Genomic DNA, 26,258 nt, shown 5'->3' with positions numbered 1-26,258 from the left:
CTCAGGGCGCCCCCACGGGGTGGAGCCCCGTAAACTCGAGTCCGGCCGTCTCCTCGAGGCCGAGCGCGACGTTGGCGGCGTGGACCGCCTGTCCCGCGGAGCCTTTCATCATGTTGTCGATCGCCGAGAAGACGACGACGCGCTTGTTGGAGGGGTCGAGCTCGAAGCCGACTTCGGCGAGGTTCGTCCCCGCGACCGACTTCGGTTCCGGATAGCGGTAGACGCCGGAGCCGCCCGCGGCCATCCGGACGAACGGCTCGTCCTCGTAGCAGCCGCGGTAGGCCTTCCAGAGGTCGCCCTTCGAGACCGGTCCCGAGGGGAAGACGTGGCCCGTCGCGCTGGCGCCGCGGATCATGTCCACGGCGTGGCAGGTGAAGGCGACCGAGGTGTCGAGGAATTGCTCGATCTCGGCCTCGTGGCGGTGGCCCGTCGGCGCGTAGGGGCGAACGACGCCCGACCGTTCCGGATGCGAGGAGGCCTCACCGCCGCCGGCACCTCCTTCGGAGGAGCCGACCTTCACGTCGACGACGACTTGCTCGCCGCCCTCGAGGATTCCGTGCTCGAACAGCGGGTACAGCCCCAGAATGGTGGCGGTGGCGTTACAGCCGCCGCCGGCGATCAGCTCCGCGCCCGCGAGGTTCTCGCGGTTGATTTCGGGCAGGGCGTACTCGGCCTTCTCGAGGTACTCTGGCGCGTCGTGGCCGTCGTACCACTCGTCGTACTGTTCCTCCGTATCGAGCCGGAAGTCGGCCGAGAGGTCGACCACGGTGTCGGCGATGGAGAAGAACTCGTCTACCTGCCCCATCGAGACGCCGTGTGGCGTCGCGGCGAACAGGACGTCGACCGACTCGAAGTCCTCCGGCTCGGTAAAGCGCAGGTCGGTCCCACGCAGCGGCGGGTGGACCGAGCCGACGCTCTTGCCGGCCTTCGAGCGGCTCGTCACCTCCGCGAGCTCGAAGTTGGGGTGGCCCGCGAGCAGGCGCAGGAGCTCCCCGCCCGTAAAGCCGCTGCCGCCGACGACCGTCGCGGTGACGGTCTCGGCGGATTCGTCGGCGCTGGCGTCGGTGCCGACCGCCATCAGGGCGTCACCTCGACTTCCTCGGCGCCGTTCTCGGCGGCTTTCTCCTCGAGCCAGTCGACGACGGTACTGGCGACGTCGGTCTCGACGGCGTCGTTGAGCGCCTTGAACTCGACGGTGTGGTTGACCTCGTGGACGGTGTACCCGTCCTCCGTCTCCATGAGGTCGATACCCAGCAGGCCGCCGCCGACGGCGTCACTCGCCTTCTCGACGAGTTCGGCGGCCTCGTCGTCGGGCTCGAAGACGTCCGTCTCGGCACCTTTCGCGGCGTTGGTAATCCAGTGGTCCGACGACCGAACCATTCCCGCGACGGGTTCGCCGTCGATCGCGACGACGCGGATGTCGCGACCGGGCTTTTCGACGAACTCCTGGACGTAGAACACCTTGTGCTCGTAGTGACCCAGCGTCGCCTTGTGCTCTAAGATCGCCTCCGCGGCGTCGCGGGAGTCGATCTTGGCCATCAGGCGGCCCCACGAGCCGACGACGGGTTTGAGTACGCAGGGGTAACCGAACTCCTCGATCGCCTCAAGGGCGGTCTCCTTGGTGAACGCGACCTTCGTCGCGGGCGTGGGAACCCCCGCCTTCTCGAGCGCGAGGCTGTTCTTGACCTTGTCGGCGCAGATCTCGGCCGTCTCGTTGCTGTTGACGACCGGGATGCCGTAGGCCTCGAAGAACTGCGTCGCGTAGAGGCTGCGGCTGGTGGCCAGACAGCGGTCGACGACGACGTCGAGATCCGAGAACGCCTCGGGGGCCTCGCCGATGTCGAAAGTCTGCTTGCGGACGTCGATCTTTTCGACCTCGTGATCGCGCTCACGAAGCTCCGAGAGGAGGAGCTTCTCGTCCTTGCGGATCCGGGAGTAGAGTATTCCTACCTTCAAGGTCACTCACCCCAGTCCTCTTCGAGCTCCGGGGCTCGCTCGAGGACTGGCGGCTCGGTGTCGACGACTTCCAGCTCGGCTCCGCAGGTCGTACAGTCAACGATCTCTCCCACTTCCAGATCGTCGTGCAGGGACACTTCCGCCCCACACTCGACGCATTCTGTCATTGTACTCCATACTGGGACCGCCGAACCCTTAAAACCTTCGAACCTAACAACAAAATTACAATAGCTGCACTACACGCTAACGGTGTGTGACGCGCGTTTTCCGGCAGATTTTGTCCCTCGTATCATTCAAATTGTATATCGTCCCCTCGCGGGGACGGCGGCGGGATCGGGGTCGCCGATCGGAGCTGGCCGACGGGGAACACCGAGCGAAGCTCAGACATAGGCGTTCACCTCCTCGCGAAGCGCCGTGTGGGCGTCCTCGAGCGCCTCGTCGGTCGCCGCGTGGGTCGCCTCGTCGGCCGCGAGTGCCTCGCGGGCGTCCTCGAGCTGCTCGGCGACCACCTCGGGGGCGGGGCCGCCCCGCGAGTCCCGACTCGCCACGCTCGCCTCGGGATCCAGCGCGTCCTCGACGGCCGCGGGGTCGACGTAGCTCTCGAGAGGTTCACCGAGTACGTCCCCCGCGGCGGCCTCGAGCGCCTCGTAGTCGCCCCCGTTCTCCGCCGCGCTCGCGACCATCTCGTGAGCCGTGCGAAACGGCAGTCCGTTCGCCGCCAGCAGGTCGGCGACGCCGGTCGCCGTCGAGAACCCCTTGCCGGCCTCCGCCGCGAGCGTCCCCTCGTTCCAGTCGGCCGTCGCGACCGCACCCGCGGCGACCTCGCTTGCCTCCGTCACGGCGTCGACGGTCTCCCAGGCGTGGGTCGTCGCCCGCTGGAGGTCGCGGTTGTACGCGCGGGGAAGTCCCTTCAACGTCGTCGTCAGCCCCTGGACCCCACCCGCGGCGTCGCCCGCGACCGCGCGGACGAGCTCGAGCGTGTCGGGGTTTTTCTTCTGGGGCATGATCGAGGACGTCGAGGAGTAGTCGTCCGCGAGGTCGACGAACCCGCGGTTCGCGAAGATCACGAGGTCCTCGGCGAGCCCCGACAGCGTCGTCGCGTGGGTCGACAGCGCCTGGGTCGTCTCGAGCAGGAAGTCGCGGCTCGAGGAGGCGTCCATCGAGTTCTCGATAACAACGGCGGAGCGCCGCTCCGCCGAGCTCCCCCTCGCGTTGCTCGCGGGACCGCCCTCGAAGCCGAGCAGTTCCGCCGTGCGCTCGCGGTCGATGTCGAACGTCGTGCCCGCGAACGCCGCCCCGCCCAGCGGCGACTCGTTGATCCGTCCGTACGCGTCGAACAGGCGCTCGGTGTCGCGACGGACCGCGCCCTCGTAGGACAGCGCCCAGTGAGCGACGGTCGTCGGCTGGGCGGGCTGGAGGTGCGTGTAGCCGGGCATGATCGTCTCCCGACCCTCGTCGGCGACCTCGAGCAGGGCCTCGCGCAGGGCGAGGGTCGTCTCGATCGCCTCGAGGACGTCCTCGCGCAGGCGGTAGCGGATGCAGGTCGCGACCTCGTCGTTGCGCGAGCGGGCGGTGTGCATCTTCCCGCCGTCCGGGCCGATCCGTTCGATGACGGCCGTCTCGATGGCCTCGTGGACGTCCTCGCCGTCGGGCAGGGAGTCGTGGCCGTCGACTTCGATCGCGTCCAGCGCCGTCAGGATCTCCCCTGCGGTGTCGTCCGCGAGGATCCCCTGCTCAGCGAGCATGAGGGTGTGGGCGCGGTCGACCTCGAGGTCGGCCTCGAAGATCCGCTCGTCGGCCGCAAGCGAGGAGAGGAAGCTCCGGGCGGGGCCGCCGCTGAAGCGGTCCCGTCGGACGACGCCCGACCCGTCCTCGCCGTCGGGAGCTTCCTCTCCGCTCATCTCACTCCTCGCCTCCGTCGGTCGCCAGTTCGACTTCCTCGTCGCTCTGGGCGGCGATCGACTCGTTGGCCAGGCGGCGCTGGAAGCCGTGGTACTTCGCGACGCCCGTGGCGTCCTCCTGGCTGATCTTCCCGACCGTTTCGGTGTTAAAGGAGGCGTGCTCCGCCGAGTAGGCGGCGTACTCGCTGTCGCGGCCGACCGCGCGGGCCCGCCCGCCCTCGAAGCGGATCGTCACCGTTCCGGTGACGCGTTGCTGGGTCTCGTCGATGAAGCCCTCGAGGGCGCTCACCAGCGGCGCGTCGACCAGTCCCTCGTAGCCCTTCTTCGACCACTTCTGGTCGATCTGCTGTTTGAACTCGCGTTCCTCCTGGGTGAGCACGAGGCTCTCGAGGGCCTCGTGGGCGTTGAGCAGCGTCGTCGCCGCGGGGTGCTCGTAGTTCTCGCGCACTTTCAGCCCGAGCATGCGGTCCTCCATCGAATCGGTGCGGCCGACGCCGTAGGCGCCCGCGAGCTCGTTGAGGTGCTGGATGAGGTCGACGGGGTCGTACGACTCGCCGTCGACGGCGACGGGATAGCCCTCCTCGAAGGCGATCTCGATCTCCTCGGTCTCGTCCGAGGGCGCCTCGGTCCACTCGTAGATCTCCTCGCCGGGGACGTAGCTCGGGTCCTCGAGCTCGGAGCCCTCGACCGAGCGGCTCCAGAGGTTGGTGTCGATCGACCACTTGCCGCCGTCGCCGCCCTCGACGGGCAGGTCCTTCTCGGCGGCGTACTCGTTCTCCCACTCGCGGGTGAGCCCGAGCTCGCGAACCGGTGCGATCACTTCGAGGTCGGAGTCGCGCCAGATCGCCTCGAAGCGGAGCTGGTCGTTGCCCTTGCCCGTACAGCCGTGGGCGATCCCGGTACAGTCCTGTTCCTCGGCGACCTCGAGGATCGCGCTGGCGATCACCGGGCGCGCGAGCGCGGTCCCGAGAGGATAGCCCTGGTAGGTCGCGTTCGCGCGGACCCCGTCGAAACAGAGGTCGGCGAACTCCGCTTTCGCGTCGACGACGTAGTGATCGAGTCCGAGCGCCTCGGCGGTCTCCTCGGCTTCGTCGAACTCCGACTCCGGCTGGCCGACGTCGACCGTGACGCCGATTACCTCGTCGTAGCCGTACTCCTCCTCGAGCAGCGGGACGCAGACAGTCGTGTCGAGTCCCCCCGAGAACGCGAGTGCAACGCGTGTCATAGCTACTCGAGTGGAGAGGGAGGATAGACTTAAATTCATCGTTCTTAGCTACGTAAATTAACTCCATAGACCACGCTACGCCGAAGAATTAGCAATTTCGGGAAGTGAGTTCGATCCGGAACAGAGGTGGGGTATAGTACGGGCTCAAAGGCCCGGTCGTCGCGGTCGTCGCGGCGTAACGGCTCCGGCGGTAGCGAAAAGGGCGACCGATCTATCGGCGGAACCGCTCATTAGGACTCTCTAAGAGAACGGAACCTCTTAAACCCTGCCCGACGTGCAAGTGTTGCGACGGGTCGCGTTACTCCTCGTCGACGTCCTCCTCGGGAAGGGCGAGGACGTTCTCCCGACCGATACGGAAGACGTCGATCTCGTCGTCCTCCCGAAGTCCGCCGACGACCTGGCTGGTCTTGGCCTCGGTCCAGTCGAGTTCGGAGACGACCTCCTGTTGTTTGATCCGGCCCCCGCGGTCCTCGATCAGGCGCAACACCCGTTCCTCGTTGCTGAGCAACTCCGCCGGCGGGCCGGCCTGTCGGGGCGCGGTCGATTTCGTCGGGACGTCCGTCTCGGACGCCCCCGGGCCGGGCTCCGCGTCGCGCCGGAGCCACCACACGGCGACCGCGGCCAGCGCGAGCGCGCCGAGCGCGCCGCCCGCCGCGAGCCAGGACATCTCCGGTCCCCCTTCGGACTCGGGCGACTCGCCCGCGGATTCGGTGTCCTCGATCAGCACGACGCGGGGTTGGTCGTCGGCGAACTCGGTGCCGTCGCCGTTCCAGAGGACCGACCCCTCCCCCCGATCGTCGGACTCAGGATCGATCTCGTAGGCCGAGTAGCTCTCGGGCCAGGAGAGCTGTAGCGTCGTGTCGTCGACCAGCGTGAACCCCGACAGCGCGTCCCCGACCTCGATGCTGTTGAGTTCGACGTGGGCGAACGAGGACCAGTTGAACCGGTACTGAACGTGGCCCAGTTCCCGCGGCGCGGTGCTTTCGTCCGTACTCACCGAAAAGTTCGAGATCTCCATCTCGCGGTCAGTCGCGTTCTCGCCGTCGGAGAGGACATCGTTCCAGCCCTCGGCTTCCTGCTCGACGTACGGTTCGGGGTTCGACTCGATATCGTCCTGAAGAGACTCCCACTCCTCGGCCGAGGCGTTCTCGCCGTTTATCGGGAAGCGGTAGTCGACCAGAAACGTCGCCGATCCGTTCTCGTGGATCGTCACGTCGATGTAGATCTCGTCGGCGTCGTCGAGCTGCAGGCCCTCCCCGTCCACCTGCTGGAGCGCCCGCTGTTGGGTCCCGGTGTCGCCGTCGGCCGCCACCACGGCCGAGGCGGGTATCGGAACGAACAGACAGCCGACCACCACGAGCACCACTAGGGCTCGGAGCCCCCGCACATCCATTACGGGACGTTGGTAGAGCCGTCTAAATAGGTCTTTCCGACGACGGCGGCGACCCGCGTTCCGCTATCGCTCCCGATCGCCCGAACGGAGCGAGGGACGTGCGACGAGCGTCGTCGGCACGTCGGACGGAAGTCGATCGAACGCCACACTCATACGGCGACCATCCCTACTCGCGGGGACGTGTACAGCGTCACCGTTCCCGTCCCCGGGCGCGTCCGCGAGCTCGCGACCGCCCTCTACCCCGATCTGGTCAGATTCGACACCGTGCGCGAGAACCACTCCTGCCTGCTCAAACGCCTCGGTGAGCCCGACCACGCCGCACAGCTCCAGCACCGTACGCGCCGCGCCCTCGAGGGGACCCCGCCGATCGAGGCCCGCGTCGCCGGGATCGACTACTTCGCCGACCCGCCGCTGGGGGCGGCCCCCGTCGTCTACCTCGCCGTCGACAGCCCCGCCCTCGAGGCGATCCACGCCCGCCTCGCCGAGGAGTTCGGCGCCGTCGACGGGCTCGAGGGTGCCGACTACGTCCCCCACGTAACCCTGGCCCGAGGCGGCGACGAGGCAACCGCGAAGCGGCTCGCCGACCGCGATACCGACGCGATCGAGTGGACCGTCGGCGAACTCGAGTTTCGGAGCGAGTCCGACGGCTCGCCGGAGGGTCGCATCGTACTCTCCGGATAGCGCCGGAACCCCCCAATTGTTGCCGCGTCCTCCGTCGCCGACCGCGCGACGAACGTCGGGCGTCGTCGTCGCTTCCCCTCGAGACCGCGCGCTTCGCCGCCCGACCGGATCGTCCGGGCTCGAGGTACCCCTTCCCGGCTGGCGGCGGGTTAAGTTCGGCGAACCGTTACCCGGGGTGTGGTCGCAACGATACTCGTCGCCGCGGTCGTCGGCCTCGCGCTCGGCGTCTTCCTTCAGAAGGGACGCTTTTGCTTCGTGAACGCGTTCCGGGACTTCTTCGCGTACAAGGACTCCCGGGTCACGAAGGGCGTCGCCGTCGCGACGCTGCTGACGATGGTCTTCTGGGGAATCGCCTACCAGTTCGGCTACTACGGAGCGCTGTGGACGCCCGAGTGGGGACTGACGGGACTCGTCGGCGGCTTCGTCTTCGGCGTGGGGATGACCTACGCCGGGGGCTGTGCCAGCGGCACCCTCTACCGGGCCGGCGAGGGGTACCTCCAGTTCTGGCTGACCCTGCTGTTCATGGGCGTCGGCTACGCGGCCTTCGCGGTCGCGTTCCCGACGCTCGAGAGCACCTACTTCGAGGCGCTCACGTTCGGATCCGGGGTCAGCCTCTTTACCGTCTCCTCGATTCCGGCGGGGCTGCTCGCCCTGGCGGTCGCCGGCGGCGCCGTCCTCGTCTACGCCGCGGTGCTCGGGCGCTCGAGCGAGACCGGGACCCTCGAGGGGCGGTCCGACGTCGCGTCGGTCCAGCTGACGGCGCTGCTCGCGCCGATTGCCGGCCTCCGACGGATCGCTCGCGGAACCCGTGAGTACGTCGCCGGGCTGGTCGAGGCGTGGCGCGATCCGCTCGCGGCGAGTAAGCGGCCGTGGGACCCCCGCACCGCCGCTCTCGGGATCACCGGTGCCGCCGTACTCTGGTTCACCCAGGCCTCGATCGTCGGCGTCACCGGTCCTGAGGCCCGCTGGACCGGCTACCTCCTCTCGCAGGTCGGTGTCGACGCCGAGTCCTACGACTACTGGGGCTCGGTGCTCTTTCAGGGCCAGGGCGTCGACGTCACGACCGATATGGTGATGATCGGGTTCGTCATCGTCGGCGCGTTTCTGGCGGCGTCCTGGAGCGGGGACTTCTCGGTTCGGGTCCCGAAGCGCCGACGCCTCCCGAACGCGATCGGCGGCGGCCTGCTCATGGGCGCGGGCTCCCGGCTCGCTCCGGGCTGTAACATCGGCAACATCTACTCCGGCATCGCGGAGCTGTCGGTCCACTCGTTCATCGCGGCCGTCGGCATCGTCGCCGGCGTCTACGTGATGACCCACTGGATCTACCGCGAGGTCGGCTGCGCGATCTGAATCGCTCGCTAATCGACTCGGAGTACGAACGCACGACAATGCCATCCATCGACGACGTCACGAACGCACCGGACGAACTGAGCGACGACCGAGCCGACGAACTCCTCGAGGAGGCCGACCTCGTCCAGGACATGATGGGCGAGGTCTGCCCGTACCCGCAGGTCGAGGCCAAGAAGGGCCTGCAGGACCTCGAGTCGGGCGACCTCCTCGTCCAGGAGACCGATCACGTCCCCTGTACGGAGAACGTCCCCCGGGCCGTCGGCGACGACGCCGAGGCGCGGGTCTGGCGAAGCGGCGACGCGACCTACCGCATCTACCTCCGCAAGCGATAATGGTCGCCGAACTCGACCCCGAGACCGTTCGCGAGCGCATCGACGGCGACGGGGAGTTCGACCTCCTCGACGTCCGCGACGCCAAGGCCTACGAGGAGGGTCATCTCCCCGGCGCCGAACACGTCACGATCGAGGAGCTCGAGGACACCGTCGCCGACCGCGAGTGGGCCGACGACGTGGTCGTCTACTGCTACATCGGCCAGACCTCGGTCCAGGCGGCCCGGCTCATCGAGGAGTACGGCGACGTCGACGCCGTCGCGAGCATGGCCGGCGGCTACGACGCCTGGGGACCCCTCGAGGCCGCGAGCGCCGATTGACGACGGCCGCCGGCCAGAAAACTCATGCGAACCGATACGAGACGGGAGCCATGCACCGACGAACGCTGCTCGCGGGTTCGGCGGCGATGGCGACGCTGGCGGCGGGCTGTAGCGATCTGGCGTCGCTCGGCGAGGACGTCGCCGTCGACGAGACGATCCGGGACGAACAGACGGCGACGTTCACCGCCGATTCGGGCGATCGGCTCTCCGTGTCGGTCACCGTCGAGGAGCTCGCCGAGCCGGACGACGACGCCGAGGTGAGTCCGAGCGCGGTTAGCTTTCGGCTCGATCACGCCGACGAGGGTCCCCTCGAGACGCGATCGATCGCCGACGCCGAGACGTTCGACGTGACCGTCGAGGACGACGGCGAGCACATCGTCATCGTCACGAACGGGGCCGCCAGCGTCACGATCGACGACGCCTGACGCGGTCTCCCGTCCCGTTTTCCGGCCCTCCGCGGTCGCCTACGGCGCCGGCGGATCCCCCTCGTAGGCGCCGTGATCGCCGTAGAAGTTCCGCATCGCGAACTTGAGCTTCGAGGGCTCGATGTCGAGCAGCTCCTCGCGTTCCTCGTGGGGGAAGGTTCCGTTGACGCTGTACTTACCCAGATCTGACTTCGCCTCCCTCGAGTAGCGCCGATCGAGCAGCGCGCGCACCGCGATGTCCTCGGGCGAGCGAAGCACCCGACCGAGCGCCTGGCGGGTCTTGCGGACCGTCGGGATCTCGACGGCGTACCGCCAGCCCGTGTCGGTTCCCTCGAAAGCGGCGTCGTAGGCCTCCTGAACCGCCTCTGTCCGGTCGTCGAGGTGGGGATAGGGGACGCCGACGACCGCCACCGTCCGGGCGTCGTCGCCGTCGAAGCTCACCCCCTCCGCGAGGGTGCCCCACAGCGAGGTACAGAGGACGCCGTCGTCGTCCGCGACGAACTCCCGGCGGAGCTCCTCGACGGCGACGCCCGGCTCGTCGAGGTAGACCGTCGCCGACTCGCGGCGCTCGAGCCGTTCCGCGTAGCGGCTCGCCTCGCCGTAGTTCGGGAAGAAGGCCAGCGTGTTGCCGGCGGTCATCCGGACCGCGTCGTCGAGCGCGTCGGTAACGGTCTCCTGGACGGCGGGGTCGTCCCGGTCCGAGGAGAACAGCGGCGGCGTCTCGACGGCGTAGGTGCGGCGGTGGTCCTCGGGAAACTCGAGCCCGTAGGCCATCGAAATCGGGTCCTCGAGACCCAGTACGTCCTCGGTGACGTCGAAGGGCTGCAGGGTCGCGCTCATCAGGATCGTCGCGGAGACCTCCTCGAACAGTCGCCCGGTGACCTGACGGGGGAGACAGGTGTACAGCTCCGCGCGGCCGTAGATCTCGTCGGTGCCGGCGTCCCGTGTAACGGAGACGACGGGATACAACCCCTCCTTCGTCCCCTCGTCCATCCAGGCGCTGACGAAGCCGGCCGCCTGCAGAGTCTGGCACTCCGTTCGCGTGGCCGTCTCGCCCTCGCGGTAGGCCTCCTCGTACTCCTCGTCTAACTCCTGGCCGAGCGCCATCGCCGCCTCGAGGTCGTCGTCGATCCCTCGCCCCGAGTACCGCCGGAGGAACTCGAGGGTGAGCTCGTCGCGTCGGTCCTCGTTGGCGATCGGGACGTCCGCCCAGTTCTCGCCGATCCCTTTTCGGTCGCCGAAACCGAACGAGTCCTCGTAGGTCTCGACCAGCGCGCGGTGAAACGCCGAGAGGACGTTGGTCGCGTCCTCGGCCCGGGGGTCGTCGCTGTCGGCGAGTTCGTCGAGCGCCGACTCGAAGGTGCGCTCCGAGCAGGTCCGGGTCGCGTGCTCGCGGGCGGCGTCCTCGACGTTGTGGGCCTCGTCGAAGACGGCGATGATGTCCTCGGGGTCGCGGCCGAGCCAGCGGAAGAACTGCTCGCGGATCGTCGAATCCAGCAGGTGGTGGTAGTTACAGACGACAAGATCGACGCCCTCGATCCCCTCCTTCAGGAGTTCGTAGCCACAGAACTCCCGCGTCTCGGCGTACTCGTAGATCTCCTCGGGTGTGCGGACGTCGTCGAACAGCCAGGCGAAGAAGTCGTCGGTATCTTGCGTGAGGTTGTTCCGGTAGTACTCGCAGACGTTCTTGTCCGCTAAGTCCTCCAGCCGGTCCTCGATGTTCTCGAGTTCGTCCATCACCGCGCTGCGAGCGTCGGCCGCGGAGCCGTCGCTCCCCTCCTGGCTCTCGGCGAGTAGCTCCCGCTGACGCCGCTCTAGCTGCTCGCGGTCGCGCTCGGCGTCGACGACCGCGCGGGTGTTGTCCCGCAGGGTCTGGCACTCCTCGTAGCCGACGTCGATGTGACACATCGACCCCTTCCCCTTGAACACGATCGCCCGGAGCGACTCCTCGCGGGTGATCGCCCGGGCCTCTTCGACGAACTGGCGCATCTGCTGGTGAACGTTGGTCGTGATGACGACGGTCTTGTCCTGCTCGCGGGCGACCTCGAGGGCGGGAACGAGCGAGGAGAGGGTCTTTCCGGTCCCGCAGGCGCCCTCGAACAGGACGTCCTGGTCCCGAACCAGCGCGTTGTAGATGCGGTCCATCGCCTCGCGCTGGTTCTCGTAGGGTCGCTCGTACGGGAAGAATCGCATGTACCCGGCTGTCTCGGACACGGTACTGAGTGGTTCCCGCTGCGATAAAAGGATTCGTCTCCGCCCGGTGCCGGATCCGGGACCGCGACGGTGCGACCGCCGCCGTGGTATCCCTCCCCACCCCCGGCGTACGCACGGTACAGCGCCATATCGCTCGAGGGCCTGGCCTCGCGTATGGCCATCCCCGGCTACGATTCCGGCGATGTCGTGGAGTACACACTCGACCGCGCGGGCGCCCGCGCCGAGGTCGTCGCGGGCGTCGTCCCGGACGCGTTCGGCCTCGAGCGCAGCGCCCGGGATCCGACGGCGACCGCGCTCGCGGACTCGATCGAGCTCGTCGGCCTCGAGGAGCTGCGGGCCGTCGAGGCGTTCCGGATCGAACTCGTGTACGACCCGTCGGCACTGCCCCCCGGCGCGAGTCCGACCGACGTCGCGATCGCCGTCGACGACGGCGACGGCTGGACGCGCCTCGAGTCGACGGTCGACCTCGAGGAGACGACGGTGTCGGCGACGCTGGGCGAGCGCCCCCCGGGGACGACGATCGTCGCGGTCTACGCCGGCGGCGACGCCGGCGAGGAGTGACGGACTACGCCGCCGGCTCGATGTAGACCTTGCCCACCTGATCGTCGTGGTCCCGGAGCGCCCGTTCGATCTCGGTGATCCGAGCGTCGATGGCATCCGAGTCGAGTTCGGAGTCGAACGAGACGTCGGCGGTGACGAGCAGGTCCTCGGGGCCGAAGTAGACCGTCCGGAAGTCGACGAGATCGGCGATGCCGTCGGCGCCCTCGACGATCGCACGAAGTTCGTCCTCGGCCGGTTCGGGGAGACTTTCGCCCAGAATGAGTCGTTTGTTCTCCCAGGCGAGTGCGATCGCAAACCCCATCAGCATCAGTCCGATGACGAGCGCGGCGCCGGCGTCGTACACCGGGTTCCCGGTGGTCCGCGTGAGGTAGACGCCGAGGAGGGCGATCCCCGCGCCCGCGAGGGCGATGGTATCCTCGGTGAGCGCGGTCAGGGTCGTGACGTCGCTGGTCTTGTGAAACGCCTCGCGGAACGTCTCCCAGCCGTACTCGTCCATCTGGGCAGAGATCCCCTGGTAGGCCTTCCAGAACGCGTAGGTCTCGAAGGCGATCGCCCCGAGCAGGACGGCGTAGTTGACGTAGACGGGGTCGAACGTCGCCCCGAGCAGCGTAACGTCCCCGCTGGCCCGGTGGACGCCGCCCTCTCGCAGGGCGCTGTAGCCGTGGCGGGCGCTCTCCCAGCCGGCGATCCCGAACAGCATGACGCTGACGAGCAGGCTGTAAAAGAACTGGGCCTTCCCGTGGCCGAACGGGTGGCTCCGGGTGGCCTCCTGCGCGCCGTACTTGATGCCGATCAGCAGGAAGACCTGGTTGCCCGTGTCCGAGATCGAGTGGTACGTCTCCGAGAGCATCGCGGGACTTCCGGTCAACAGAAAGCCGCCGAATTTCAACACCGCAATCGCGCCGTTCGCGAACAGTGCAGCGAGGACGACGGAGGTACTACTGGCCATCGACGGGAAGTACGGACGGTCGGGAGTAAAGTGTGAGCCGTTCTAGAGCCGGGTGCCCCGCCGAGGGCGCGCTCCGAAACGGTGCCGCCGACACCGAAAGGAACCTGACGGGAACTCCCGAAGGGCGACCATGATCGCGATCTTCGCGGACACCCACAGCGGCGACAGCCACGAGCTCACCGGCGAGGCCCTCAAGGCGGCCCGAACGGCCGACACCGTGATTCACGCCGGCGACTTCACGAGCGCGGCGGCGCTCGAGGCCTTCCGGGCGGAGTGTTCGCGGCTGTTCGCCGTCCACGGCAACGCCGACGGCGCGGCGGTTCGAGAGCGGCTGCCGACGGCCCGCGTCGTCGAGGTGGACGGGGCTCGCTTCGCCGTCACCCACCGCCGCGAGGGCGGGGCGACCGGGCTGGCGATGTTCGGTCGCTCACGGGACGCCGACGTCGTCGTCTCGGGTCACACCCACCGACCGACCGTCGTCGACGCCGGCGACGCGGTCCTCATAAATCCCGGCAGCCACGCCCAGCCCCGCGGCAACCGACCGGGGTTCGCCGTCCTCGAGCGCGACGGCGACGGGCTGGTCGGCGAGCTCCGCCAGCCCGACGGGACCGTCCTCGAGACCATCGACGTCCGGGCGTGAGCGCGAGCGGATCGTCGGACGGCCGATCGATCGTCGAGGCCGACACGAGGGGAGACAGCGGGTGAGAGACGCGGCCGTCGCCGGAAGACGAGGAAGTAGCCACCGAACACTACACCGTTGGAGTATAAGAAATAAAACGCCGAAACGGTTTTGCGGACCCGCGCTGTACGGCTCGAGTATGCTCGGTTTCCTCCCCGACGATCCGGTTATCATCGCGATCGTCCTGATCCTGCTCGGACTGATCTTCTTTACGTACCTCCTGTTGCGCCGCACGGTCCTCGAGTTCCGCGACGGGATGGAGGGTCGCTGACCACCTACAGTTCCTCGGAGACCAGTTCGACCGCCCGTTCGATCTCGTCCCGCGAGACACAGCGGTGGGTACAGAACCGCAGCGTGGTCTCGCCGAACGCCGACGCACGGACTCCGCCGCCCTCGAAGCGCTCGAGGACGTCCTCGCTGGTCAGCCCCAGCCCCGAGACGTCGACGAGGACGATGTTCGTCTCCGGTTCCTGCACGTCGAGGCCGTCGATCTCGCCGAGCCCGTCGGCCAGCAGGCGCGCGTTCTCGTGGTCCGTCTCGAGGTCCGGGACGTTCTCGAGGGCCCGCAGCCCCGGCGCGGCGACGATCCCGGCCTGGCGCATCCCGCCGCCGAACAGCTTCCGGACCCGGCGAGCCCGGTCGATAAACTCCGCGGAGCCCGCGAGCATCGAACCGACGGGGGCGCCGAGCCCCTTCGAGAGACAGAACATGACCGAGTCGACGGGCTCGGTGAGCTCGGTGACGGGAACGTCGAGCGCCGTCGCGGCGTTGAAGATCCGCGCGCCGTCGACGTGGACCGGAACCCCTCGAGCGTGTGCGGCGTCGGCCGCAGCTTCGATCTTCTCGGGTGCGATCGCGAGCCCGCCGCGGGCGTTGTGAGTGTTCTCGAGGCAGAGCAACCCGGTTCCCGGGCGGTGGAGGTCCTCCGCGACGTAGCTCGCGTCGATCTCGGCAGGCGTCGGCACGCCCCGCGGGTCGGCGTCGAGCATCCGCACCTGTAGCCCCGCGAGCTGGGCAAGTCCGCCGAGTTCGTACTTGACGACGTGGCTCTTGCGATCGGCCAGTACCTCCTGGCCCCGCTCGGTGTGGACTCGTGCGGCGATCTGGTTGCCCATCGTTCCCGTCGGCACGTACAGCGCCGCCTCCGTGCCGACCCGCTCGGCCGCGCGGGCCTCGAGGTCGTTTACCGTCGGATCCTCGCCGTAGACGTCGTCGCCGACCGTAGCCGCGGCGGCGGCCTCCCGCATCTCCTCGCCGGGTTTCGTCACCGTATCCGAGCGTAGATCGATCATGGGATCGGGTAGCCGACGATCCGCCAAATAGCCGCCGTTCTCGAGGCGCGGTCCCCTCGGGTCGGCCGCGGGATCCCTCGATATCCGGCACGATCGCCCGACGGCCCGGGACCGCCGAACGGCGCCCGGATTTCGATTCGAAAACGGTATTCCGGCGTGGCAAGATCTGTGTCACATGGACCCGCGCATCCGCGAACACGCCGAGATCATCGCGAACCACTCCGTCGACCTCCGTGAGGGGGACAACGTCGTCGTCGACGCCCACCCCGTCGCCGAGGACCTGGCCGTCGCCCTCCACGAGGTGATCGGCGACCGCGGCGCCAACCCCGTGGCGACCAGTCAACGAACCGGAAAGCGCCTGCGACGGGCCTACCTCCGCGCCTCCGACGACGAGTTCGAGACGCCCGACCACGAGCTCGCGCTCATCGAGAACACCGACGTCTACATCGCGATCCGGGCCAGCGACAACGTCACCCAGACCAGCGACGTCGACCCCGAGACGCAGGCGGCCTCCCGACAGGCCCGCCAGCCGATCCTCGAGGAACGGCTCTCGACGCGGTGGTGTCTCACGCAGTTCCCCGCGCCCGCGAACGCCCAGCTCGCCGAGATGAGCACCGAGGCCTACGAGGGGTTCGTCTGGGACGCCGTCAACAAGGACTGGGAGGCCCAGCGCGACCACCAGGAAAACATGGTCGAGCTGATGGACGACGGCGAGGAGATCCGCATCGTCAGCGGGGAGACGACCGACGTCACGATGTCGATCGCGGGCAACCCGACACTCAACGACCACGGCGAGCACAACCTCCCCGGCGGGGAGGTCTTCACCGCGCCCGTCCCCGACAGCGTCGAGGGCGAGGTACTGTTCGACATGCCGCTGTACCACCAGGGTCGCGAGATCACCGACGTCTTCCTCGAGTTCGAGGGTGGCGAGGTCGTTTCCCACTCGGCCGCGAAAAACGAGGCCGTGCTGACGAACGTCCTCGAGACCGACGACGGCGCCCGCCGACTGGGCGAACTCGGCATCGGGATGAACCGCGACATCGACCGCTTTACGTACAACATGCTGTTCGACGAGAAGATGGGCGACACGGTCCACATGGCGGTCGGCCGGGCCTACGACGACACCGTCGGCGAGGGCAACGAGGCAAATGAATCGGCCGTCCACGTCGACATGATCGTCGACATGAGCGAGGACTCCCGCATCGAGATCGACGGCGAGGTCGTCCAGCGAAACGGCACCTTCCGGTTCGAGGACGGCTTCGAAGCGTAGTACCGCGAGCGACCGACGGGAGCGAGCGGCTTTTCCATCAACGGTTTTGCGCGAGTGGTTGCCGAAGGCGGCCCGAGCGGAAAACGGTTGGAGCGACCCCCACATCGAGATCGACGGCGAGGTCGTCCAGCGAAACGGCACCTTCCGGTTCGAGGACGGCTTCGACGGCTGAACTGCCTCGAGTCGAAGCGGTGCCCTCGCGACTCCGGCACGCGTGCTCGAGGCGAAGTGCGAGCGTCGGGCGAGGACCCGCGAGGACGGTTCGTGCATCGCGTTTATAACGTCGAACCGGGTAGGTGTCGTATGACGGTACTCGTCGCATACGACGGTTCGGCGCCGGCACGAAAGGCGGTGGAGTACGCGTTCGACGCCCACGCCGACGAGGAGATCGTCCTGCTGCGGGTCGTCGAGGCCGCGGACGGCTCCACGGAGGCCGGAATCAACCTCCTGCAGGAGGCGCTGCGGGACCGCGAAGAGAAGGCCGCGAACGAGCTCGCGGACGCCACGGCGGAGATCGACACCGAAGACATCGAGTTCCGGACCGAGACCGCCGTCGGCAAACCCGAACGCGAGGTCGTCTCCTTCGCCGAGGAGCACGACGTCGACCACATCGTCATCGGCAGCCACGGCCGCGAGGGCGTCTCCCGGGTCCTGCTCGGCAGCGTCGCCGAGCGCATCGCCCGGCGGGCGCCGGTGCCGGTGACTATCGTTCGGTGAGCGACGGCGAGCCGCGATCCGGCTCACTCGGCGACGATCTCGAGGTCGCCGAGCTGGATCCGGGGCTGGTGTTCGCAGATGTAGATCGCCATCTCCTCGGTCGCCGTAAACGCGAGCGTTTCGGTCGTCCCGGTGTTGACGACGACGTCCGTCGCGTGCTCCCCGACGCGCTCGCCGTCGGCGTCCCAGATCGCCAGGTTGTGTTTCACGTTGTCGCGGTTCTCGATCGTGATCTCGTAGGATCGATCCGCGAACAGCACCAGTGTCGGGTTCTCGACGCGGTCGACGTGGGCGGGTTCGACGCCGACCCAGCCGCCGACGTAGGCGTCGAGGCGGATCTCCGAGACGTCCCGCCACGTCTCGGGGTCGGTGTCGTTCTCGAGCGAGCGCGCGGCGTCGACGATCGGCTCCTCGTTCTCGTCGTCCGCGTCGTCGTCGCCCGATCCGACGCACCCGGCGGTGAGCAGCGTCCCCGCCGCGAGACAGAGACGCGAGAGCGCGCGGCGTCTGGTCGGGCTGGCTGCGGTCACGGTCGTCCGTAGGCGCTGCAACTGGATAAGACCCGATCCAACCACCACGGTCGTGAGATCATCCGCCGAAGCGACACCTCCCATCGGAGCCGAACCGCCGCCGGTTCGCTCGTCGCCACTGTCGCCCGGTCGCGGTCTACTCCTTGCCGCCTTCGGTTGTCGAACCTGGCACCGACGAGACGGGACGACCCCAGTATCGACGGCGCTGGAGTCCGTACACCCGAAACCGTCGTTCGTCGGGAGTCGAAGGGCCCGTCGCGTGCAGGCTCAAGCGCTTCACCCGAGAGCGGCATACCCCGTCATCCGGAGAGAAAGAATCGGACGCCGGCTCGCGGTTCGGTCGATAGCGTCCGACTGCAACGACGACCCGACGGCGATCCGCCCGACGGTCGGATGATACCGCAGCTCAACGGAGACATCTATGAAAACCAGCCTCGAGGTGGAGTACTGGGTCGTCGACGACGGCGGCGATCTGGTACCACCCGAAACACTGCTCGACGTCTCGGAGCAGGTCGATCCCGAGTTCGTCGAGCCGATGCTCGAAATCAAGACAACGCCCTGTTCGTCGACGGCCGAACTCCGCGAGGAGTTCCTCGGACGGATCGAACGCGTCGTCGACGCGGCACACGACCGGGACAAGCGACTCGTTCCGCTCGCGACCCCGTTGTACGCCTCGCCGGCGGACGTTCCGTACCGGGAAAAGCGTGGGACCGATCTCCAGCGCCGGATCGTGGGACCGACGTTCGACGACGCCCGCATCTGTGCCGGCACGCACATGCACTTCGAGCAATCGAACGTCGCCGCTCAGCTCAACGCCCTGACGGCGATCGATCCCGCGTTCGTCCTCCTCAACAGCTCGTCGCACTACCGCGGGGAGCGCATCGTCGAGTGTGCGCGTCCCTACCTCTACCGGCGCTCGTGCTACGAGGCCTGTCCCGAGCAGGGCCAGCTCTGGCCCTACGTCGACGGCGTCGCCGACTGGGAACGGCGACTCGAGGACGCCTACGAGGGGTTCCGCGAGCGCGCCCTCGACCGCGGCGTCGAACCGGCTCGCTTCGACGACGAGTTCGATCCCTACGACGCGGTCTGGACCCCCGTTCGGTTGCGGAAGGCGATGCCGACCGTCGAGTGGCGCTCGCCGGACGCGGCCCTGCCGAGCGAGGTGCTCCGGCTGGCCGAGACGGTGCGATCGATCGTCGCACACGCCGACGCCCGCGGTACCGTCGTCGACGGCGCCGAGTCCGCGACCGACGCCGCCGACGGGAAGCTGACGCTTCCCGACTTCGGAACCGTCGAATCGGTCACCGACGCGGCAGTCCACGACGGACTCGAGAGCCCGAGCGTGAGCCGCTACCTGCGGGAACTCGGGTTCTCTCCCGGGGCCTACGAGCCGTTGGCGGATCGGCTCCCCGACTCGCGGTTCGCGAAACGCCGAGCGAAGCGGCTCCGACTCGAGGCGGCGCGTCGACTCGAGGCCGACCTCGAACGGGCACGCGTCCGAGCCTGAGCAGCACGACCACCGCGTCAAGCGGCGAGGGCTACCGACGATCGAGCCACCGGCGCCCCGTTCGAAGATCGGTCGGGACCTCGTCGCCGAACGAACACCGCGTGCGATCGGCCGTGCAGGGGTTGCCCATCGCGACCTCGATCGTCGGCGAGCCCCCCTCAAAAACGGCCGCGCTCGCGGTCGTCAGCTGACCGAACGCGTGTGGCTCGTCCGTCTCGGGTTCCGGATGCCGGCAGATCGAGCCGTCTCCCGGGCCGTTCTCGTGATCCCGCGCGAGCGCCCACAGATCGTCCCGATCGATTTGGTCGGCGTCCTCGAGCAGCGCCAGGGCCCGGTCCCGTCGCTCGATCGAACTCTCCGTCTCGGTCGATTCCGAGAGTACGAAGTGGTTCGTTCGCGTTACGACGGCCGCGTCGTCGACGCCGATCCGCTCGGCGACCGGGTCGATCTCGAGCAGGACGGCGTCGGTTTCGTCGGCGAGAAACAGCGTCTGCCCGCACAGGCGTCGGGTCGGGACGGACTCGAGTAGCGACCGAGCGTCCTCGACGGTAGCACACTCCTCTAACACGATCCGGCTGACGGTCCCGTTCCGGAGCTGATCCTCGGGATCAACGTCGTCTCGCTCGCTGTCGATGTAGGTGTTCGCCGCGACCAGTCCCTGATCGTTCACCCCCTTGAAGATCGAGACCGTTCCGCAGGTGTCGACGGTCAGGAACCCGTAGTAGTCGTCGATCGGCGGCTGTTCGACGATCGACTTCGGACGGGACCCCCGACCGGCGATGTCCCGGTTCTTGAGTACGAGCGGCCCGCCGGTCGTCGATCCGGCGTCCGTTGACGGTTCCGAGTCGACCGTCGGTCGGGTGACGAGGACGTTCGTACACCCTTTCGGGTTCTTCTCGGAGCGTCCCCTCCCGTCGGCCAGTTCCTCGCAAAGCTCGGAGTACGCGAACACGTACGCGTCGTAGACTGCCCGATCGACATCGAGCTCCGCGGCCATCGCCTCGTAGGCCCGGCGGTGACGGTCGGGCAGACTCTCGCGGCTCCGCCGACCGTACTCGAGCAGCGGCTCGAGCTCGATCCCGCGGTCGTCGATCGCGGCGGCGAGTTCGTCGACGGCCCACTCGATGGCCTCCCGCTCGGTCGCCGCGCGTCGACTGGCCTGTTCGGCGAACGTGTCCGCGGCTGCGATCGTTTCGTCCATATTCGTGACAGCGACTCGAGCGGGTTGTATCGGCGGCCTGCACAGCCGATCGCACGGATCGGCCACCGTCAGCGACGCTCGCCGATTCCGCAGTCGACGGTCTCGGGAGACGTTTTCGAGAACGCGAACGCCGGCCACCGAGCGCGATACACAGCTGCGTCTGAAATTCGAGTACCCGATTAACAACTGTCGCAGAATCAGCGGGCACGATGGGATTCGAACCGCGGTCGCAGCAGGCTGCTCCCTGATTCGAACCCGCGTGCCGGTTTACTCGTCGCTCTGCGGCTCGTTGCACGGGCACGATGGGATTCGAACCCACGACCGTCGGATTAGAAGTCCGACGCTCTTTCCGGACTGAGCTACGTGCCCTCGAGTACGAGTCGTCCGTCGAACGGTATAAGCGGTTGGGATTCGCCGGTGGCGCAGTCGGGGGCCGAAACCCGTTCTTCGAGAGCGGGCTCTTGTCCCCGTCCGATCGCATCGCCGAGGCGCTTCGCAACCGTAGCGATCCGATACCGCGTCGCCCCGCTCGAGCGGGAGCCGCGGCCTACCCGCGTTCGGGCTGACGGACGCGAGATCCCCGGGTAGTCGACGGGGCTATCAGTCGCCGAGTCCGTCCTCGGACTCGTTGTCCATTCCGTTCTCGGTCTCGTTGTCCTCGCCGAGTCCGCCGTCTTCGGATTCGTTGTCCGTTTCGTTCTCGGTCTCGTTGTCCTCGCCGAGCCCGCCGTCCTCGGACTCGTTGTCCGTTTCGTTCTCGGACTCGTTGTCCTCGCCGAGTCCGCCGTCCTCGGACTCGTTGTCCATTCCGTTCTCGGACTCGTCCATTCCGTTTTCGTCCATCCCGTTTTCGGACTCGTCCGCCCCGTTCTCGGATTCGTCGTCCGTCCCGCCGTCCGAACAGCCCGCGATCGCCGCGATCAGTCCGGTGCCGGCCGCCATCGTGAATCGCCGTCTATCGATTGCTGTCATAGTACGCAGCCGGTGCCAAATTCGAGTCAGTAAATAACAGCCACGTTCCGTTTCGACGATTGATCTCGATTTGCTCGAGTTCTGAACCGACGGAGCCACGGCAAACGAGAGATTGTGATCGGGGGCGCCGTTTCAGAACCGAAAGCACCGCCGGTAGTCGAGCCGAGTCGAGCGGTCGACTCGAGACCGTCGTTTCGGGGTTACGGACGGTCTGTGCTCCAAAATCGGCGTGTTTCGATCCGATATGCCGATACATAACGAGGTTGCGGGAGAAGCAACCGAGGGGCCGCGACCCCGCGGGTCGACGCGGTGAGCGACGAACACAGGTCTTATGCACGTCTCGACGGTACGTTCGATCGATGCACGTCATCGGAACGGTGGGACTGCCCGGAAGCGGCAAGGGCGAGGCCGCCACCGTCGCGCGAGAGGAAGGGGTCCCCGTCGTGACGATGGGCGACGTCGTCCGCCAGGAAACGGCCGACCGCGGGTTAGATCCCGCGAAAGACCACGGAGGGGTCGCCCAGGCGCTTCGCGAGGAGAACGGTCCGGCGGCGATCGCCGAGCGCTCGCTGCCGATGATCGACGACCGTCTCGAGGATCACGACGCCGTACTGGTCGACGGGATCCGATCGGGCGTCGAGGTCGACGCCTTCGAGGAGCGGTTCGGCGAGGCGTTTACGCTCGTCAGCATCGAAGCCCCCTTCGACGTGCGAGCCGAACGCATCGACGCGCGCGGGCGGGACGCCGGCGCGAACGACGGCGGCGAGCCCCTCGAGAAACGCGACGAGCGCGAGCGCGGGTTCGGGATGGACGACGCGATGGACCGTGCCGACGTCGTCGTCGACAACACCGACTCGCTCGAGGCGTTCCGCGAGCGGATCCGCCGACTCGTCCGCGAGCAGACGGAACCGATCGACGAACCGGAATCCGAGGCCGAACGACCATGACCGATATCTACAGCGTCGACGTCGAGATCACCGCGCCGGTCTACGACACCGAGGTAACGAGCCGCGTCGCCGACGCCGTCGCGAACGTCTTTCCCGACGCCGACCTCGAGGAGGAGTTCGGCGAGATCAGGGGGGAGGCCCACTCGCTCGAGCATCTCTCGGAACTGTTACACCGCCAGGAGATCCTCGACACCGCCCGTGGGGAGTTCTTCGCAAACCGCGAGGGCGAGGCGTTTAGCTTCGCGCTGAAAAAGCAGGCAGCCTTCGAGAACCGCGTCAACTTCTCGGTTGGCGAGCCCGACGAGCTCGGGGAGATCGCCGTCCGCGTCCGCGTCCGGGAGCCGGACCTCGAGAGCTACGTCGACCGCGTCGCGCCGCCGACCGAGGACGGCCGACCGGTCGACCCCTGAGACGGGCGAGTCGGTTCCGGCGACGGTCGCCCTCTCGTCTCGATAGCGGGGTCGGTGCGCTCGGGAAACGGAACGCGCTCAGAACGGGCCCATACCGCCCATTCCGCCGCCACCGCCGCCCTGTTGCATCTGTTGCATCATCCGCTGCATCTCCTTGTCCGAGCCCATCCCCTGGAACTGCTTGATCGTGCGTTCCATCATCTTGTACTGCTGGAGCAGCTCTCGGACCTGGTCCTCGCTGGTTCCGGAGCCCCGCGCGATGCGCTCGATCTGGCTCGCACCGATCGCCTTGGGGTACTCCTTCTCGGTGTCGGTCATCGAGTCCATGATGACGCTGAAGGTGCGCATCCGCTCCTGGGTGACGTCCATCGCGTCGTCGGGCAGCTGGTCCTTGATCCCGCCGCCGAAGCCGGGGATCATGTCCATCACCTGGTCGAGGGGGCCCATATTGTTCATCGCTTCCATCTGCTTTTGCATGTCGTTGAGGGTGAACTGCCCCGTCAGCATGTCCTCGGGGTCCCACTCCTCGTCGTCCTCGATGTCGGTCTGTTGCATGGCCCGCTCGACGCGCTCGGCGAGCTGGCCGAGGTCGCCCATGCCCAGCAGCCGCGAGATGAAGCCGTCGGGTTCGAACCGCTCGACGTCCTGAACCTCCTCGCCGGTTCCCAGGAAGGCGATCGAGGAGTCGGTCTGGTCGACCGCCGTCAGTGCCCCTCCGCCCTTGGCGGTCCCGTCGAGTTTGGTGATGACGACGCCGTCGATGCCGATCGACTCGTCGAACTGGCGGGCCTGCTCCTTCGCACCCTGCCCGATCGCCGCGTCGAGCACGAGCAGCGAGGTGTCGGGCTCGACGACGCCCTCGATCTGCTCGATCTCGTCGATCAGGTCGTCCTCGAGGGCGTGTCGCCCCGCGGTGTCGACGATGTGGACGTCGGCCTCGCTGGTCGCCTCGAGGCCCTCGCGGGCGATCTCGACGGGATCGTCGGCGTCGGGATCGCCGTAGAAGTCGACCTCCGCGCGCTCGGTCATCTCCTTGGCCTGGTCGTAGGCGCCGGGCCGGAAGGTGTCCGTCTGGATCACGGCGGGGCGAAGCCCCTTCGTCGAGAACCACCAGGCCATCTTCGCGGCGGAGGTCGTCTTCCCCGACCCCTGGAGGCCGGCCAGCAGGATCGTCTGCTCCTCGAGGGGGAGGTCGGTCGACTCGCCGATCAGGCCGACGAGTTCCTCGTAGACGATCCGGAGGACGAAGTCCCGGGCCGGGGTTCCCGCCGGGGGTTCCTCCTCCAGCGCGCGCCGTTCGATGCTGTCCGACAGCTCCATCACGAGCGAGACGTCGACGTCGGCGGAGAGCAAGGAGCGTTGGATCTCCTTGACGATCTCCCCGATGTCCTCCTCGCTGACGCGTGACTTCCCGCGGAGTTTGTCCAGCGTGCCCCGCAGAGAAGTGCCGAGATCGTCGAGTACCATTTGCCCGGTGTACGGGGCGATGGCGTTAAAGGCTTTTTCTCGACCGCCAGCGCTTTCGATCGACCGACCTCCGTTTCGGCGATCCCGGACCCTCGCGGTGGCGGGCTGTCGTCGAGTGCGTACCTACGCGCCTCGAGGACGGCCGACGGTTCGAACCGCGGCGTCGGAGGGTATTTCAGCCGCCCGCCGACAACGTTCGGGTATGCCGACGAACCCGGACATCGACGCCGACGAGTATCCCGCCCTGGCCGACGCCGACGTCACAGTCCGCGCCGAGGACGGCTTCTACATCGCCGACGACGAGGAGACCGGGGTCTCGAGCCAGGGCCCCACCGAGGAGGAAGCGATCGCGAACCTCGCGGAGGCGGTCGCCACCTACGCGGACGGTCAGTCCGACGACACCGGCGACGACTGGCTGTAGCGCCGGAGCACCCCGTTTCGTACGCAGCCTGCCGTTTTACGGTGGATAGCGTGGTCGTGTACACGATATGGACGAGTTCGACGTCGTCGTCATCGGCGGCGGATCGGGAAGCCAGGTAGCCACCGCGGCGGCCAAGGAGGGCCTCGAGGCGGCCGTGATCGAACCCGGACCGCTCGGGGGCGCCTGCATCACGCGTGGCTGTGTCCCCTCGAAGGCGCTCATCCACCGGGCCGACGTCGTCGACGGGATCCGCCGCGCCGAGCGGTTCGGCGTCGGCGCATCCCTCGAGGACGTCGCCTACGACGAGATCACGTCGTCGATCCGCGAGACGGTCTACGGGAAGGCCGAGCGTCAGGCCGAATCGCTCGAGGAGGCCGAGAACGTCGCGCTCTACCGCGGCGAGGGGCGGTTCGTCGACGAGCATACGGTGGCGATCGACCCCGTCGTGGACGGGGACGGCGCTCCCGCGGACGGGGACGGCTCCGACGACGGGGACGGCGAACGGATCCGCGGCGAGACGATCGTGATCGCGGTCGGCAGTCGCCCGACGATGCCCCCGGTCGATGGCCTCGAGGACGTCGACGTTCTCACCAGCGACGACGCCCTGTACCTCGACGAGCGACCCGACGAACTCGTCGTGATCGGCGGGGGGTACATCGGGGCCGAACTGGGCTACTTCTTCGGGGCGCTCGGCGCCGACATCTCGATCGTCGGCCGGAGCGACGAGCTCGTCCCGTGGGAGGACGGCGACGTCAGCACAGCGGTGACCGACGGGCTCGAGCGCTACTGCGAGCTCTACACGGGCTACGAGGCCGTCGAAGCGAGCGAGGACGGGCAGCGGGTTACTGTCACCGCGGAGCCGTCCGACGATGGTGGGGGCGAATCGGTCGAGCTCGAGGCCGACGATGTTCTGGTCGCGGCGGGCCGACGGCCCAACACCGATACCCTCGAAATCGAGAACGCCGGCGTCGAGACCGACGCGGACGGGTACGTCGAGATCGACGAGCGCCTCGAGACGAGCGTCGACGGGATCTGGGCGCTCGGGGACGTCCTCGGCGACGAGCCCTACAAGCACGCGGCCGACTACGAGGCCCGGATCGTGGCGACGAACGTCCTCGAGACGGTCGAGCGGACCGTCGACTACGGGGCGATGCCCCACGCGATCTTTACCTCGCCGCGGGTCGCGAGCGTCGGCCGGACCGAGGCGGAACTCGAGGAGGCCGACCGGGAGTACGAGTCGGTCCGCGTGAGCTACGACGCCGCACCGCTTGGGCTGATCCTCGATCCCGACGAGGGGTTCGTCAAGGTCCTCGCGGCGCCCGACGGGGAGATCCTGGGCTGTCACGTCGTCGGCCCGGAGGCGCCGACGCTGATCCAGGAGGTCGTCGTCGCGATGGACGGCGGCGGCACCGTCGACGACGTCGCGGACCCGGTTCACGTCCACCCCGCGCTCTCGGAGGTCGTCTACGCGGCGTTCGACGAACTGTCCTCGAGGCCGTACTCGACGGCGCCGGACTGGCGAGACGCCGGTGACGAGTGAT

Annotated in this window: 28 protein-coding genes and 1 tRNA gene; 15 read left to right on the top strand and 14 right to left on the bottom strand. The window is 67.9% G+C overall.

Annotated features, from left to right (window positions below; translation table 11 throughout):
• Position 1: 1 nt before the first annotated feature.
• The 6 genes from argC to GWG54_RS04635 form a co-directional block, all read right to left on the bottom strand.
• On the bottom strand, positions 2–1,078 hold the full coding sequence (gene argC, locus GWG54_RS04660) for an N-acetyl-gamma-glutamyl-phosphate reductase (protein ID WP_167936674.1): 1,077 nt from the start codon (positions 1,076–1,078) through the stop codon (positions 2–4).
• A complete protein-coding gene (gene lysX, locus GWG54_RS04655) occupies positions 1,078–1,962 on the bottom strand; it encodes a lysine biosynthesis protein LysX (RefSeq protein WP_167936673.1) in 885 nt (294 codons plus the stop codon). The genes argC and lysX overlap by 1 nt, the downstream gene beginning before the upstream one ends.
• Positions 1,959–2,123, bottom strand: a complete 165-nt coding sequence (lysW, locus tag GWG54_RS04650; protein ID WP_005554620.1) for a lysine biosynthesis protein LysW — start codon at positions 2,121–2,123, stop codon at positions 1,959–1,961. The genes lysX and lysW overlap by 4 nt, the downstream gene beginning before the upstream one ends.
• A 213-nt stretch (positions 2,124–2,336) precedes the next feature.
• The gene (gene argH / locus GWG54_RS04645) at positions 2,337–3,857 is read right to left on the bottom strand and encodes an argininosuccinate lyase (RefSeq protein ID WP_167936672.1); all 1,521 of its coding nucleotides are present in this window, start codon (positions 3,855–3,857) and stop codon (positions 2,337–2,339) included.
• Between the two features lies 1 nt (position 3,858).
• The gene (locus GWG54_RS04640; RefSeq protein ID WP_167936671.1) at positions 3,859–5,082 is read right to left on the bottom strand and encodes an argininosuccinate synthase; all 1,224 of its coding nucleotides are present in this window, start codon (positions 5,080–5,082) and stop codon (positions 3,859–3,861) included.
• A 298-nt stretch (positions 5,083–5,380) separates the two neighbouring features.
• Positions 5,381–6,475, bottom strand: coding sequence for a hypothetical protein (locus tag GWG54_RS04635; RefSeq protein ID WP_167936670.1), 1,095 nt, complete (start codon positions 6,473–6,475; stop codon positions 5,381–5,383).
• 180 nt (positions 6,476–6,655) lie between these two features.
• Here GWG54_RS04635 and GWG54_RS04630 point away from each other — a divergent pair, with 180 nt between their 5' ends.
• The 5 genes from GWG54_RS04630 (at position 6,656) to GWG54_RS04610 (ending at position 9,580) form a co-directional block, all read left to right on the top strand.
• The gene (locus GWG54_RS04630; protein ID WP_167936669.1) at positions 6,656–7,156 is read left to right on the top strand and encodes a 2'-5' RNA ligase family protein; all 501 of its coding nucleotides are present in this window, start codon (positions 6,656–6,658) and stop codon (positions 7,154–7,156) included.
• Positions 7,157–7,333: 177 nt separating this feature from the next.
• Complete coding sequence (locus GWG54_RS04625; RefSeq protein WP_167936668.1) at positions 7,334–8,506, top strand: YeeE/YedE family protein; 1,173 nt, start codon at positions 7,334–7,336, stop codon at positions 8,504–8,506.
• 38 nt (positions 8,507–8,544) lie between these two features.
• The gene (locus GWG54_RS04620; protein WP_167936667.1) at positions 8,545–8,838 is read left to right on the top strand and encodes a sulfurtransferase TusA family protein; all 294 of its coding nucleotides are present in this window, start codon (positions 8,545–8,547) and stop codon (positions 8,836–8,838) included.
• Positions 8,838–9,155 (top strand): rhodanese-like domain-containing protein, encoded by a 318-nt coding sequence (locus tag GWG54_RS04615; RefSeq protein ID WP_167936666.1) that lies wholly within the window; start codon positions 8,838–8,840, stop codon positions 9,153–9,155. The genes GWG54_RS04620 and GWG54_RS04615 overlap by 1 nt, the downstream gene beginning before the upstream one ends.
• Positions 9,156–9,205: 50 nt before the next feature.
• Positions 9,206–9,580 (top strand): hypothetical protein, encoded by a 375-nt coding sequence (locus tag GWG54_RS04610; protein ID WP_167936665.1) that lies wholly within the window; start codon positions 9,206–9,208, stop codon positions 9,578–9,580.
• Between the two features lie 39 nt (positions 9,581–9,619).
• On the opposite strand, the gene GWG54_RS04605 is transcribed toward GWG54_RS04610, so the two are convergent.
• Positions 9,620–11,794: an ATP-dependent DNA helicase gene (locus GWG54_RS04605; protein ID WP_167936664.1), complete on the bottom strand. Its 2,175-nt coding sequence runs from the start codon at positions 11,792–11,794 to the stop codon at positions 9,620–9,622.
• A 153-nt stretch (positions 11,795–11,947) separates the two neighbouring features.
• On the opposite strand from GWG54_RS04605, the gene GWG54_RS04600 reads away from it, so the two are divergent.
• Positions 11,948–12,355: a hypothetical protein gene (locus GWG54_RS04600; RefSeq protein WP_167936663.1), complete on the top strand. Its 408-nt coding sequence runs from the start codon at positions 11,948–11,950 to the stop codon at positions 12,353–12,355.
• A 4-nt stretch (positions 12,356–12,359) separates the two neighbouring features.
• On the opposite strand, the gene GWG54_RS04595 is transcribed toward GWG54_RS04600, so the two are convergent.
• Positions 12,360–13,304: a cation diffusion facilitator family transporter gene (locus tag GWG54_RS04595; RefSeq protein WP_167936662.1), complete on the bottom strand. Its 945-nt coding sequence runs from the start codon at positions 13,302–13,304 to the stop codon at positions 12,360–12,362.
• Positions 13,305–13,434: 130 nt separating this feature from the next.
• On the opposite strand from GWG54_RS04595, the gene GWG54_RS04590 reads away from it, so the two are divergent.
• Together GWG54_RS04590 and GWG54_RS21140 are read left to right on the top strand one after the other, a co-directional pair.
• Complete coding sequence (locus tag GWG54_RS04590; protein ID WP_167936661.1) at positions 13,435–13,944, top strand: metallophosphoesterase; 510 nt, start codon at positions 13,435–13,437, stop codon at positions 13,942–13,944.
• 178 nt (positions 13,945–14,122) lie between these two features.
• Positions 14,123–14,254: a hypothetical protein gene (locus GWG54_RS21140; RefSeq protein ID WP_008421398.1), complete on the top strand. Its 132-nt coding sequence runs from the start codon at positions 14,123–14,125 to the stop codon at positions 14,252–14,254.
• A gap of 4 nt (positions 14,255–14,258) precedes the next feature.
• Here the strand turns inward: GWG54_RS21140 and GWG54_RS04585 are convergent, their stop codons facing one another.
• Complete coding sequence (locus GWG54_RS04585) at positions 14,259–15,275, bottom strand: low specificity L-threonine aldolase (RefSeq protein ID WP_167936660.1); 1,017 nt, start codon at positions 15,273–15,275, stop codon at positions 14,259–14,261.
• A gap of 175 nt (positions 15,276–15,450) precedes the next feature.
• Between GWG54_RS04585 and GWG54_RS04580 the strand changes: the two genes are divergently transcribed.
• Together GWG54_RS04580 and GWG54_RS04575 are read left to right on the top strand one after the other, a co-directional pair.
• Positions 15,451–16,545, top strand: coding sequence for an aminopeptidase (locus GWG54_RS04580; RefSeq protein WP_167936659.1), 1,095 nt, complete (start codon positions 15,451–15,453; stop codon positions 16,543–16,545).
• A gap of 303 nt (positions 16,546–16,848) precedes the next feature.
• Positions 16,849–17,262 (top strand): universal stress protein, encoded by a 414-nt coding sequence (locus GWG54_RS04575; protein ID WP_167936658.1) that lies wholly within the window; start codon positions 16,849–16,851, stop codon positions 17,260–17,262.
• 23 nt (positions 17,263–17,285) lie between these two features.
• Here GWG54_RS04575 and GWG54_RS04570 read toward each other — a convergent pair whose 3' ends face one another.
• Positions 17,286–17,792 carry a hypothetical protein gene (locus tag GWG54_RS04570; RefSeq protein WP_167936657.1) on the bottom strand — a complete coding sequence of 169 codons (507 nt, stop codon included), beginning with the start codon at positions 17,790–17,792 and terminating at the stop codon, positions 17,286–17,288.
• 421 nt (positions 17,793–18,213) lie between these two features.
• On the opposite strand from GWG54_RS04570, the gene GWG54_RS04565 reads away from it, so the two are divergent.
• On the top strand, positions 18,214–19,299 hold the full coding sequence (locus GWG54_RS04565) for a glutamate-cysteine ligase family protein (protein ID WP_167936656.1): 1,086 nt from the start codon (positions 18,214–18,216) through the stop codon (positions 19,297–19,299).
• A gap of 31 nt (positions 19,300–19,330) precedes the next feature.
• Here GWG54_RS04565 and GWG54_RS04560 read toward each other — a convergent pair whose 3' ends face one another.
• The 3 genes from GWG54_RS04560 to GWG54_RS04550 all read right to left on the bottom strand — a co-directional run bounded on the left by GWG54_RS04560 (position 19,331) and on the right by GWG54_RS04550 (position 21,472).
• Positions 19,331–20,500: a C45 family peptidase gene (locus GWG54_RS04560; RefSeq protein WP_167936655.1), complete on the bottom strand. Its 1,170-nt coding sequence runs from the start codon at positions 20,498–20,500 to the stop codon at positions 19,331–19,333.
• 294 nt (positions 20,501–20,794) lie between these two features.
• Positions 20,795–20,869 (bottom strand) — tRNA-Arg (locus GWG54_RS04555).
• A 231-nt stretch (positions 20,870–21,100) separates the two neighbouring features.
• On the bottom strand, positions 21,101–21,472 hold the full coding sequence (locus GWG54_RS04550) for a hypothetical protein (RefSeq protein ID WP_167936654.1): 372 nt from the start codon (positions 21,470–21,472) through the stop codon (positions 21,101–21,103).
• A gap of 359 nt (positions 21,473–21,831) precedes the next feature.
• Here GWG54_RS04550 and GWG54_RS04545 point away from each other — a divergent pair, with 359 nt between their 5' ends.
• Together GWG54_RS04545 and GWG54_RS04540 are read left to right on the top strand one after the other, a co-directional pair.
• Positions 21,832–22,419, top strand: coding sequence for an AAA family ATPase (locus tag GWG54_RS04545; protein ID WP_167936653.1), 588 nt, complete (start codon positions 21,832–21,834; stop codon positions 22,417–22,419).
• Positions 22,416–22,829, top strand: coding sequence for an RNA-binding domain-containing protein (locus tag GWG54_RS04540; RefSeq protein WP_167936652.1), 414 nt, complete (start codon positions 22,416–22,418; stop codon positions 22,827–22,829). Before GWG54_RS04545 ends, GWG54_RS04540 begins: the two co-directional genes overlap by 4 nt.
• A gap of 78 nt (positions 22,830–22,907) precedes the next feature.
• On the opposite strand, the gene GWG54_RS04535 is transcribed toward GWG54_RS04540, so the two are convergent.
• Complete coding sequence (locus GWG54_RS04535; RefSeq protein ID WP_167936651.1) at positions 22,908–24,296, bottom strand: signal recognition particle protein Srp54; 1,389 nt, start codon at positions 24,294–24,296, stop codon at positions 22,908–22,910.
• A 202-nt stretch (positions 24,297–24,498) separates the two neighbouring features.
• On the opposite strand from GWG54_RS04535, the gene GWG54_RS04530 reads away from it, so the two are divergent.
• Both GWG54_RS04530 and GWG54_RS04525 read left to right on the top strand, forming a co-directional pair.
• Entirely contained in the window at positions 24,499–24,717 is a 219-nt protein-coding gene (locus tag GWG54_RS04530) for a type II toxin-antitoxin system HicB family antitoxin (protein ID WP_167936650.1), read from the top strand.
• 67 nt (positions 24,718–24,784) lie between these two features.
• The gene (locus GWG54_RS04525) at positions 24,785–26,257 is read left to right on the top strand and encodes a dihydrolipoyl dehydrogenase (RefSeq protein ID WP_167936649.1); all 1,473 of its coding nucleotides are present in this window, start codon (positions 24,785–24,787) and stop codon (positions 26,255–26,257) included.
• The last annotated feature ends 1 nt before the right edge of the window (position 26,258 follow it).

The sequence above is a fragment of the Natronococcus sp. JC468 genome (genome assembly GCF_012163165.1).
In the GTDB taxonomy this organism is placed as follows: domain Archaea; phylum Halobacteriota; class Halobacteria; order Halobacteriales; family Natrialbaceae; genus Natronococcus; species Natronococcus jeotgali.
This window is presented reverse-complemented; position numbering and strand designations above follow the sequence as displayed.